We start from the raw sequence: 11,329 nt of genomic DNA on the forward strand, positions 1-11,329 counted from the left end.
TCTATGTCTTCACGTTATATCCATAAATATTTTAAGGCACCTAAAGGGAGAAGAAAGGAAGAAGGAGCGCATAATGCTACGAACAACTGTAATTCTCTTCGTCAGTGTCATGCTTAACGGTTGTCAGATAAGCCCAATAAAATCTAATGGACTTGCCGATTATAGAGCGACAGTTATTTCAAGCCAACTTCCACAAGAGTTAGGCTCAATCACACTCGTAAATGCACAGTCAGAGGGCGATAGTGTCACTCTTGTTTTCGTAAAAAAGAAAACTTTGAATATGGACCGATTAGTAGAAAAAGTCGCCGTTAGTTTTTGTGACAACATCGAAATAAGACCACTATTAGAGAGTGGGATCTCTTATCGAATCATTACCTTAGGAAAAAATGAGAAAGTAGAAAGCCTTAACGTCATTTCTCTAGCTAAGTGCTCTAATTGAATGCTTAGCAGTCGAATGGATAAAAGCCAATACGAGTTGTTCAATGTACTCAATGACACTATTTTATTGAGGTTTGACCACCTTACGCCTTGGGAAAAAAACTTTATCACAGAGTTACACCATAAGGTCGTAACTAGACAACTCATTTCAATTAAACAAAAACAGCTTGCTTTAAGAATTTCAATGAAAGCCTATAAATCAAAGAAGAAAAACGCGCGTTCCAACGTTTAATTTAAGCTTGTGTATACCTAATCTGTTTAAGGCCATCTAAACCTTGGACAGATTAGTAGTATTTGCACTTAATGTATTGAAAATAATCAAGTGTAGCGGTGAATGGGTAACAACTTTCAGCGTAATAGCAATTGAAACACCTAAGTATTTAGGTTCCTTTTCGATTAACACTCAGTACCTTCTGAAAGCAACAATGCATCTTCTAATTCAACCCCAAGATAGCGGATTGTATTATCTACCTTGGTATGACCAAGTAGTAGCTGCACCGCTCGGATATTTTTCGTTTTTGCGTAGACTAACGTCGCTTTTGTTCGCCTCATCGAGTGAGTGCCATACAAGTTAGGATCCAACCCCAGATTAGAAGCCCATCTCCTCACTAAGTATCGATAGTACGAATAGCTAATCGGTTGTTGCTTTCGCCTTTGGCTTGGGAAAATAAAATTGCTGTCATGTAGCGAAGCCATCAAAATCCATTTCATTAGACTCTGTTGAGTTCTTGTCGTTATCTCAAATTGAACTTCAATATCTGTTTTGCGCTGGATATGCTTAACGCGGTTAAATATCCGATCTTGCGAAGATACATCGCAAACTCTGAGAACGAGCAAATCACTTGCTCTAAGTTTGCTATCAATAGCTAAGTTGAGCAACGCAAGCTGCATCAAATTATTTTCAATTTCTAATCTGGTTCTGATCCGCCAAATTTCCTCAAGCCGAAAAGGCTTTTTGACGCCACTTCGTTTCGTTTTGTTGAAAACTACCATGATGACCTCCTTTTTAATTTGGTCATCACGATTGTAGTTGGAAGGAAATGGACAAAAGCGTGTCAGTGATTTTACTAATTTAGTAAACAATGAATTACTACAAGTATATAAAGTCGTTTAATCAACTTCCATGAGTGATGCCAATCTGAGTGATATGTCGGCCAAGCACAGCATTTTTGTGAATCGTTGTATTTTTATCACAGGTTTATCCAATACAGTCCCGCTTTAGACGTAAGAAGCTACGCTGCTATCAATTCATTAGGAGCAACATCTTATGACTATTAGATAAAACCGACATTAACGTTGAACTTTATGAAAACAATACATCAAGGTTTGAACTGGCAACTTAATAAATACGCTTTCATTATGTAATGATTTTACTTACAAAGTCATACTGTCATAGACAAAAGATTCCGCAATAATACGTCAAATGGTATGAGTTAAAACTTATATGGCGGTTCGTATCATTGGTGTTAAGTTTGGCTACACCAATTACGCAAACTAAAAAAATAGTGCAGAAAAGCTTTCGATAACATTAGCTTCAATATTCCAGGGCTGTGTCTATTTTTGCATTGCGATTGGCCATCTTCGATAACATCAAGATGTGGCCTACACTAAAACTTCAGGGTAACCAGCACTCTTTCTTTAACGCTTACCGAACTAGTTGTCCAAATTCAAACAAGTGGACTCGATATGAGAGCAAGTGCGCCTAATGAGAGAGCACTCGTCAATGGAATGAACGTCAGTGTTGAATGCAAAGGCGATAAGATATTGGCCACCATTTTAGCTGATAAGTGATATACAAAATGTAGCTGGCTGAGAACACATTAAAGTTATCTTTAATCACACTCGTCAGCATTCTATCAGGGAGTTTGTTTTGGGTTTTGTGACGGCACTATTGTAAAAATACTATACGTACCCTATTTTTGAATCATCGTGGGCAACGCTTGGAACTAATATTTCTGTCATGGGGGCAGGCAAAAAGGAAACAATAACTTCCATCATCGTTTTTAATTAAGACATACATATACCTTAATTAAAAAAATTGGCGCGTTCTAATATGCGCCAGATAAAGAGATCTATAAGATACTTGAAGAGTCTATGTTAAAAGACAGGAGCAAAAGCGACATTACCATTTTGATAACTCAAGATTAGCTTATCAAGATCCTTACATTGGCCAGTTACTTTTAATGAAATACCTACCCAAGGTAAATAAGCATGAATAAAATTAGCTTTTTAAAAATAAACAATACCATTATCGATGACATTATTGCTCTCTCAGTGGAAGAGTCTCAAAAACAACTCATTGCTAACAACGCAGAGTGGCTTGCAGAAGCCAGTTTTAACGACGATAGTATCAACTATGGTATTTACTTAAACGATAAACCTGCGGGCCTGATCTCTCTGATTGACCCTAGAATACTGGACACACACGATGAACACTTTCAAAAGGAGCATTTATATGTATGGCGCGTCATGATTGACCATCGTTTCCAAGGAAAAGGATTGGGGAGTCAAGCGATTAACTTCAGTAAGAAATACGCTTCCATTACCGGTTTAAAAGGCGTCTCCCTGACCACGATGGATAAAGAAAAAGGCAATGCGCTCTCTATTTATCAAAAGCTTGGTTTTATACCAACGGGCAGAAGACTTGATGATGAAATTGAATTAATTTTTGGCTTAAAGGAATGAGTGGATAAACAAGTCAGATGGTGTGTCTGGGACGGCTATTTGGCCGCCTCATTTTATACTTCAACTGTAAAGGTATTGAAGAGTTCATTCAAAAACGCTGACCCCTCGTGCACTCTCACCTCCCCCCGGTCACAGAGTAACCAACAATCAAATTGACTCTTATTCAGTCTCCGTAACCTTTAAAGATCTTGAATCGCTTCGATGAGCTTTTTGACTGGAGTATGGTCTGACTCTATCCTATTGTCCATACTATCTAAATATGCTGACTACCTAGAGTGAAGAAAGAAAATGTGTCGGGCCTTTTCCTAACCATTAGTTTATGTATTGTAAAAATAGATTGCCGATGTAGTTCACTCATCGAAGTGAACACACAATGGGGCATAAATGAGCTATAGCTTCCCCTAAATTAACAATTCAGAGATAACTAAACGTATGGAAAGTCGCTTAACGTAGCATCCAGTATTGACGGTGCAGATCAGTTTAAAACTAGCTCATTTATCGCCAGTGAGCATACCGAAGAAGATCTGTCTCGACTCTGGCGTGTTGTCTCTATGAGTTTCGTATTTTACATGCGCGTTTGCATCAACTGCTTTTGATAGCTTGATGCTCCATAGTGCTTTCATTTGATTTGGTACAATTGAATATCGGACATCGATAATACGCAGCTCGTCTGTTGGGTCCTGAGCGATATAACCATTTGAAAACCAGCGGAAACGTTCTATGTCTTTGGCTTGTTGAGAGTCCGGGTCAAGCCAAGGTAAATCCCTGCTAACATTCAGCTTCGCAATCGACTCTCCGGGATACGTGCTTACCGATGTGCCAACCCGCACTGCGTCTACATGGTAATGAGCCTCTGTTTCGTACACCACTTTCCAAACCAAGATATTCGCAAAGCTTGGTTTTGCCTCTAATCGAATCGGTGTGTGTTGCCTTTCTTGCGCTAATTGCCACCCAATCGCCTCTGCCCTGTCTCGCTGAATCATCCCTAATGTTGGATAAATTAGCGCCCAAGTAAACGCAACACGCGCTAGCCAAGGCGCTCGTTTTAACGTCGCAAACACAAGCAACACTAGAATGGGAAGCGTATAAACAGGATCGATGATTGATATGGTATTCCAAGAAAAACGCGCGTTGGTGAAAGGCCAAAGTAACTGCGTGCCATAGGTGGTACAAGCGTCTAACAGTGCATGAGTACCATAGCCCAGAGCACAAAACAGCCAACTTTGTTTGAAAGAAAGCCCACGTTTTTTTGCAATCAGGTGATGCAGAACCAAAGCGCAGATCAAACTGCCAATGGGAATAAAGAAGAGTGAATGGGTAAATTGTCGATGAAATTCCAAAGCCAACAAAGGGTCACTTTGAGACTTAATCAGTGCATCCAAATCTGGTGCTAACCCGGAGAGCAGCCCTAATACCCCAGCAACAACCAAATGTTGTTTTTTGCTGGCCGATTGTGACAAAGAAGCGCCTAACACGCCCTGCGTTAAAGGATCCATAAATCACTCATTGATAGCATTCCGTTGAATCAAACAAAATACATTTAGCTATAGCGGTGAACTGTTCATAACTAAACGGTTTTATCAATATACTCATGTACATAGCTGTATAAGCATAGACCGATAAACAAAAAAAGAGCAGTTATGAAACTGCCCTTTTCTAATTATTGGTGGTTGATCAATTTATTCGTTTTTGTTCTGTATATTCACACTTGAACGATCTTTTATTAACGAGCAACCATGCTTGCTGCGATAACCACCAGCAGTACTGAGAAGATTTTCTTAATCGTTGGAACCGGTAAATGGTTGGTGGCTTTTGCGCCTAACGGAGCCGTAAACCAAGACGTGCACACAATACCCAACAGCGCAGGCAGATAAACAAAGCCAGCAAAGCCATCTGATAGAGCAAAGTGGCTGCTGCCTGAACTGATGTAACCTATCGAGCCAAACAGCGCGATCACAATGCCACAAGCCGAGGCACAACCGATGGCCTTTTTCATATCGACAGAGAAGAACGTTAATAGCGGAACCAGCAATGCTCCGCCACCAATACCTATCATGGCAGATAAGCCACCCGTAATGGTTGTCAGCACAGTGAGCACACCTTTGTTCGGCAGTTTTCGTTCCTTAGGCGCATCATTTTTGCTGCTTAAGAACATCTTGATCGCAATAAGAACCACACTCACAGCAAACACAATACGAACGACTTTTTCCGGTAACAACGCCGCCATAAAACCACTAACCAATGCACCCAGAGCAACACCGAGCATGATCCAAGGCGCCAGATCCCAAGGCACTTTGCCATTCTTGTGGTGAGCGAGTGCAGAAGATGTGGAAGTGAACAGTATCGATGCCAACGAGGTAGCAATCGCAGCGACAACAACTTGGTCGGAAGGTAGAACTTCTAAATACAGTAAAATGCTGCTTAACACAGGAACAATGATCAGCCCTCCGCCAATACCTAACAAACCGGCTAGAAACCCAACACCACTGCCCAGTAACGCACAGTAGAAAATCAACAACAGCAATTCACTCATTTCATCCATCTCTTAATTAAATTAATCGTCTTAAATAACACACTATTAATGCGGTTATATTTCCATCAAGCTAATTAATATAACTGACACCGACTAAAATATTCAAACAGAATAGATCATGAATATTCCTCATGTTGAATGTGAAGTAATACCATTGTTAATGGTCAACCTATCAACGTATAAAAACCTTAAGCGATTAACTTTATACGACATTAATTCTACTAAGCATTAATTTCAGACAGCATAGCCTTCGATTCTTAATCCGGTCACAAGCAAAAAATAAAGCCGTTTTAATACTAAAGACCGAGAGAATCAGAAAAAAAATTGGGATACCAAATCAGCATGAATAAAGAATTTAATTTTACGATTAAGAGCATTAGCCTCGACGAAAACTACCAGCCTGCAGACAGCACGCGTATCACTACCAACTTTGCTAACCTGGCTCGCGGTGACAGCCGTCAAGCGAACTTACGCAATGCACTACAAATGATCGATAACAGTTTCAACGCGTTAGCGCACTGGGATAACCCTAAGGGCGACCGCTACTCTGTTGAGCTTGAAATCATTTCTGTTGATATGGATATTGAAAGCAACGGCGAAGCATTCCCTTCAATTGAAGTGCTGAAAACCAATATTGTAGACCGTAAAACTAACGAGCGTATTGAAGGCATTATCGGAAATAACTTCTCTTCTTATGTTCGAGATTATGACTTTAGCGTACGTCTATTGGATCATAATAAAGGCCAAGATAAATTCAGCATTCCAGAAGATTTTGGTGACTTACACGGTAAGCTTTTTAAATATTTCGTTAACTCTGACGCTTACAAAAAGAACTTTAATAAACGACCTGTTATTTGCTTAAGCGTGTCAGATAATAAAACCTATTACCGCACTGAAAACCAACACCCAGTATTAGGTTTTGAATACCAACCAAATGAGTCTTCTTTAACTGAACAATATTTCAAAAAGATGGGCTTACAGGTTCGTTATTTCATGCCGCCTAACAGTGTTGCACCTTTGGCCTTCTATTTCTTTGGTGATCTGCTGAACGATTACTCTAACCTAGAGCTTATCAGCACCATCAGTACCATGGGTACGTTCCAGAAAATCTACCGACCTGAGATTTACAACGCGAACGCGGTTGCGGGTAACTGTTACCAACCAAACTTGAAAAACTTGGATCACTCGCTGACTCAAATCGTGTACGACCGTGAAGAACGAAGCCAGCTAGCTGTTGAACAAGGTAAATTCGCAGAAGAGAAGTTCATTAAGCCATACCAATCAGTTCTAGAGAACTGGTCGGCAAATTACGCACTTTAATCGTCTATTGCGCTCTCAAACCACCCAAGGATAGGCAATATTATTATGAAAACACTATTACCGACTTCAACAGCGGGCAGCTTGCCGAAACCGTCTTGGCTTGCACAACCAGAGACGCTTTGGTCGCCATGGAAACTTCAAGGCGATGAACTCACAGACGGCAAACAAGATGCGCTGCGTGTCTCTCTGCACGAGCAACAGCAAGCAGGCATTGATATTGTGAGTGACGGCGAACAAACACGTCAACACTTTGTAACGACCTTCATTGAACACCTGAATGGCGTTGATTTTGAAAAGCGTGAAACCGTTAAAATCCGCGACCGTTACGATGCAAGTGTACCGACGGTTGTAGGCCCAGTTTCTCGTCAGAAATCTGTGTTTGTTGAAGATGCGAAGTTCTTACGTCAGCAAACCGACCAACCGATCAAATGGGCTCTGCCGGGGCCTATGACCATGATTGATACACTTTACGATGCGCATTACCAAAGCCGTGAAAAACTGGCGTGGGAATTTGCAAAGATCCTCAACGAAGAAGCCAAAGAACTTGAAGCGGCAGGCGTGGATATTATTCAGTTCGATGAACCTGCGTTTAACGTGTTTTTTGATGAAGTGAACAATTGGGGCATCGCTTGTTTGGAAAGAGCCATTGAAGGGCTTAAGTGCGAAACAGCAGTCCATATTTGTTATGGCTACGGCATTAAAGCGAATACGGATTGGAAAAAGACATTAGGCACCGAGTGGCGCCAATACGAAGAAGTCTTCCCTAAGTTGCAGCAATCGAATATCGACATTATCTCTTTAGAGTGTCACAACTCTCATGTACCTCTTGAGCTGCTTGAGCTCGTACGAGGCAAGAAAGTAATGGTCGGTGCGATTGATGTTGCAACCGATTCGATTGAAACACCGGAAGAAGTGGCTAGCACTCTACGTGAAACACTTAAGTACGTTGATGCCGACAAGCTCTACCCTTGCACCAACTGCGGCATGGCTCCCCTACCTCGCGAGATAGCCTCAGCGAAGCTTAATGCGCTAAGTGCTGGCGCAGAGATCGTTCGTAAAGAGCTTTCAGCGTAACGCTTTCCTAAAGAACAAAAACTATGCCTTTAAGCCTAAGTATCATATTGATGCTTAGGCTTTTTGTTATGTGAGTTAATGAGCTTTACGCGCTGCTTACCAGGTTTTATCTAGGTCTTGAGCATATAAAGAGATCGCTCGTTGGTACTCTTTAATCGCATCGCTATTCGTCGTGGAAACTAAAAGCTCAAGTAACAGCGATGTCGCTTCTTTATGGCGACCTAGTTCGACACGCTAACATACGGCTCCATTCTTCTTTGCTCATTGCACCTTTCGTGTATGAAAGCTTGATGAATGAGCCAATTTCAAACGGAAGAAAGCTACGCTGTAAAGTCACATCACAAGCAACGCCATTTAAACGTACATGACCGTTCGTGATTTCAAACGAGCTATCGCGAAGCTTCCACCACAACATTAGAATTTTTATTAATGGAGGAACACAAATTATCAGCCCTATGGTTAGCAGCGATGAACGATCACCATCTAATATCCAATAGGCAAGACCTAATGCAATAACAATAAACAGCAACTCTGAAAATAAGTACTTAACAAAATTTAGTTGGATACGGTTATCCATGACACCCTCTCAATGATGACCCTAAAGGCAGCTCCATTTCAACGAGCCCTTTCACTTCAGACAACTGAGTAAAACCTTTTGATTGATAAAGCTTAATGGCGGGGTTCTCACTGAACACGCGCAACACTAACTGAGCCGATGCTTGATTGTTCGCATGTTCAATAGCCAAATCGAGACACTTAGAGCCAAAACCTTGACCTTGACAGTCAGCTAATATCTACAAGTCCCTAAGAAACGTTGTACCACTAGCGTAACTGAAGCGAACAACACCAATACGGCGATCCCCCACATAAATTTCATAGTTATCCAGCTCATCCCAGCTGCGTAAAAACTGGCTATGACCCCAAGCGATTCCACGAGCTTGATAGTAACTCGCCATATTCGTTTTGGTGATCGATTCAGCGAACTTAGGCTCTGAACCTTTGACCAACCTTACTTCCATATTGTGTCCTTTGTTTTCAAATCACATCTGAATACGGCATAGCAAAATGCCGTATATGTTGAATCATTTTTAGGTACATACTGGTTTCACTTCCTTCCATTGTGTATCCCATTCTTCGCCTAACAAATTAGAAAGTTTTTCACAGTCGTATAGATAGCGAAGACTATCTTTACAGTACGCAGTAAGTATTTCAGTTAACTGACCAGACGCTTTTTCGTTGTCTTTGAGTTTTCCGTACATCATCAAACCAGTCCTAAAGGTGTCTTGATCGAGGTCAGACGCTTGCTTCGATAACATCCCAAAGGAAATAGCGTTAATAGACAGGGCTAATGCAATCGCATCGCCTTCATCTCCCTCTAATTCACAAGCACTATAACGAGCTAACAAGTTCGATGTTTTAATTAATGGGGCAAGGTCTTTTGTATTTGCATATTTATAGGTTTCAAAACCTTGCCGCACCGCAGCTTTATGACTGTCTTCAATGCTCACAACATAGTCTGTCAAAACATGTAAGCTCGCATATGCACCTAGCCCGAAAGCCACAATGAACACGGCGATTAATCTGATCACTTATCTCTCCTAAAAGAACCTTGTGCTGGTTAATTTTAAACGGCGTCTTGTAGTAACAACCCTACTTGCCATCGACCTTTTCTAGAAACCAACTTCCTTGGCACGGCCCATTGGTTAAGTGCCATCGGCCGTCAAATCTACTGCCACTGCCACGTGCGGAAAAACGATAATCCCATTGGCGATGTTTAGCATATAAACGTAAGTCGCCGTTTTCCGTCACCCAACCCTCTAACGGTGTTCCATTGTAGGTAAGCCTTAGAGTAGCCTTACCCTCACGAATAGTTCCGGTGATGGTTGTGCGTTCACACATATTATTGCCAGTGGTGTTAATACGGCGGCCTAGCCACTCACCGTCGAAATCGATAGAAGGAACAAATTGGGGACTATCCGGAAGTTTAGGAAACGACTCGGAATTACTGGACCCGAACCACTGAAGCTCACGACCAACAAGGAAGAAGACAACAAAGCCGATTGATATCGCTATCACAAATCCCTTTTTCATTAGCCTCTTCCTAATCCGCTGACCTTAAGAAAAGAACCCTAACATAATGAAAAGTAATAACTTACCATCAGTTTAATTAACTTTGATGTATTCCACAAATTGCATTCAAATGTTGAATATAGAGAAAGCGGCATCGTACAAAATACCGCGCATTGAGAATCAATTATGAGCAGTGCCGGAAGCTCTGCACAGAAAAACCCTAACCTTCCAAGGCATTGCGCCAATACTGAACGGTTTTATCCGACACCAACCCTGTCTCGGTCGCCGCTGATACTAAAAAGTCACATAACCGAGCCGCAACCTCTTCATTACCCAACAAGTACAAACTGCGAATGGCTCGCGTTAACCTTAGCTGGTTATGGTCATGATTCTTTAACCATACGTGATTAGCCGGGCTAAGTGGTAACGATGAAGATATTTCACTCCCGTTTCGCTGCATACCCCAAAACTCAAGCATCAGGTCAAGCACTTGTAGATGAGCTGTGCGGAGCGCTTCTGAATTAGCAAAAAGCACCTTATCTTCTTGAGTAACCAACGGGGCATGTTGATTAAACTTAGTCCCCTCATCTATTGGGAAGAACACTTGAATGTACTTATGGTCATGCTCCAACCAAAAATGATTGTAAGCCAATAACTGTTCTATATTTCGACCAAATTTGTCCGGCGCTTCACCAGATATAAAGCGAGCAATCTCACTCATTTTAAAATCCTACTGACTATAAACCCCCATTTGTGGGCGAATGCATTATTACGCAGTAAGCCGTCAAAAGCCTAGTCCTTTACGTTGTAAGTACCGATTTGGCTTAGAACTCCACGTCCCACGCGTTAGGAATCACTTTTGAATAATTTCGACTTACTTTTCTAACAAACGACACGGGAACTCTGCGACACATTTTAGCTCTGCTGTATGTTCAGGGAATCGTTCCTGAAGAAAACACAATGCATCCGTTGGCGTTGGCGTTGGCGTAGCGTATGAGTTTTAGACTAAAGCCAGCAACCAGTGTGTTAATAACTGAGTACCAAAACCTGAACGACTAAAAGAGGTAGGTAAAATAAGCAGCGAAAGATTACATCTTTCAAAGAAAAACCCTTCAGAAAGCGTCCTTCGGTGCATAGAATTTCAAGCGACTTACACTAGGGCGTGTTGATCTTTGCTGTACATTTCGCGTTCAACAATACATCGGTAGC

General features: G+C 41.5%; 12 protein-coding genes and 2 pseudogenes. 6 read left to right on the top strand and 8 right to left on the bottom strand.

The features are described from left to right. From AB6D06_RS22005 to AB6D06_RS22015, 3 genes and pseudogenes are all read left to right on the top strand, one after another. Positions 1-117: pseudogene (locus AB6D06_RS22005) on the top strand (alanine/ornithine racemase family PLP-dependent enzyme); the annotation flags it as partial. Then, positions 74-439 carry a type II secretion system pilot lipoprotein GspS-beta gene (gene gspS2 / locus AB6D06_RS22010; RefSeq protein WP_016788065.1) on the top strand — a complete coding sequence of 122 codons (366 nt, stop codon included), beginning with the start codon at positions 74-76 and terminating at the stop codon, positions 437-439. The pseudogene AB6D06_RS22005 and the gene gspS2, both read left to right, overlap by 44 nt. Then, complete coding sequence (locus tag AB6D06_RS22015; protein ID WP_108209344.1) at positions 440-670, top strand: hypothetical protein; 231 nt, start codon at positions 440-442, stop codon at positions 668-670. Between the two features lie 164 nt (positions 671-834). On the opposite strand, the gene AB6D06_RS22020 is transcribed toward AB6D06_RS22015, so the two are convergent. Further along, the gene (locus AB6D06_RS22020) at positions 835-1,431 is read right to left on the bottom strand and encodes a tyrosine-type recombinase/integrase (protein WP_016792302.1); all 597 of its coding nucleotides are present in this window, start codon (positions 1,429-1,431) and stop codon (positions 835-837) included. 1,218 nt (positions 1,432-2,649) lie between these two features. On the opposite strand from AB6D06_RS22020, the gene AB6D06_RS22025 reads away from it, so the two are divergent. Then, entirely contained in the window at positions 2,650-3,123 is a 474-nt protein-coding gene (locus AB6D06_RS22025; RefSeq protein WP_372111858.1) for a GNAT family N-acetyltransferase, read from the top strand. A gap of 491 nt (positions 3,124-3,614) precedes the next feature. Here the strand turns inward: AB6D06_RS22025 and AB6D06_RS22030 are convergent, their stop codons facing one another. Then, a complete protein-coding gene (locus AB6D06_RS22030) occupies positions 3,615-4,619 on the bottom strand; it encodes a metal-dependent hydrolase (RefSeq protein ID WP_102429252.1) in 1,005 nt (334 codons plus the stop codon). 227 nt (positions 4,620-4,846) lie between these two features. Beyond that, the gene (locus AB6D06_RS22035; protein ID WP_136973886.1) at positions 4,847-5,656 is read right to left on the bottom strand and encodes a sulfite exporter TauE/SafE family protein; all 810 of its coding nucleotides are present in this window, start codon (positions 5,654-5,656) and stop codon (positions 4,847-4,849) included. A gap of 342 nt (positions 5,657-5,998) precedes the next feature. On the opposite strand from AB6D06_RS22035, the gene AB6D06_RS22040 reads away from it, so the two are divergent. Both AB6D06_RS22040 and AB6D06_RS22045 read left to right on the top strand, forming a co-directional pair. Continuing rightward, positions 5,999-6,976, top strand: a complete 978-nt coding sequence (locus tag AB6D06_RS22040; RefSeq protein ID WP_017064213.1) for a DUF1852 domain-containing protein — start codon at positions 5,999-6,001, stop codon at positions 6,974-6,976. Positions 6,977-7,021: 45 nt separating this feature from the next. Further along, on the top strand, positions 7,022-8,050 hold the full coding sequence (locus tag AB6D06_RS22045; RefSeq protein WP_017062410.1) for a methionine synthase: 1,029 nt from the start codon (positions 7,022-7,024) through the stop codon (positions 8,048-8,050). Positions 8,051-8,261: 211 nt separating this feature from the next. On the opposite strand, the gene AB6D06_RS22050 is transcribed toward AB6D06_RS22045, so the two are convergent. From AB6D06_RS22050 to AB6D06_RS22070, 5 genes and pseudogenes are all read right to left on the bottom strand, one after another. Then, positions 8,262-8,627 (bottom strand): hypothetical protein, encoded by a 366-nt coding sequence (locus AB6D06_RS22050; RefSeq protein ID WP_372056918.1) that lies wholly within the window; start codon positions 8,625-8,627, stop codon positions 8,262-8,264. Further along, positions 8,620-9,069, bottom strand: a pseudogene (locus tag AB6D06_RS22055) (GNAT family N-acetyltransferase). Before AB6D06_RS22055 ends, AB6D06_RS22050 begins: the two are co-directional and overlap by 8 nt. Before the next feature lie 69 nt (positions 9,070-9,138). Continuing rightward, the gene (locus AB6D06_RS22060) at positions 9,139-9,639 is read right to left on the bottom strand and encodes a hypothetical protein (RefSeq protein ID WP_017064207.1); all 501 of its coding nucleotides are present in this window, start codon (positions 9,637-9,639) and stop codon (positions 9,139-9,141) included. A 61-nt stretch (positions 9,640-9,700) separates the two neighbouring features. Continuing rightward, positions 9,701-10,141: a hypothetical protein gene (locus tag AB6D06_RS22065; protein ID WP_017062406.1), complete on the bottom strand. Its 441-nt coding sequence runs from the start codon at positions 10,139-10,141 to the stop codon at positions 9,701-9,703. A gap of 199 nt (positions 10,142-10,340) precedes the next feature. Beyond that, entirely contained in the window at positions 10,341-10,841 is a 501-nt protein-coding gene (locus AB6D06_RS22070) for an opioid growth factor receptor-related protein (protein ID WP_017062405.1), read from the bottom strand. Positions 10,842-11,329 lie beyond the last annotated feature (488 nt).

The sequence above is a fragment of the Vibrio sp. 10N.239.311.G01 genome (assembly GCF_041465805.1).
Lineage (GTDB): Bacteria > Pseudomonadota > Gammaproteobacteria > Enterobacterales > Vibrionaceae > Vibrio > Vibrio crassostreae_C.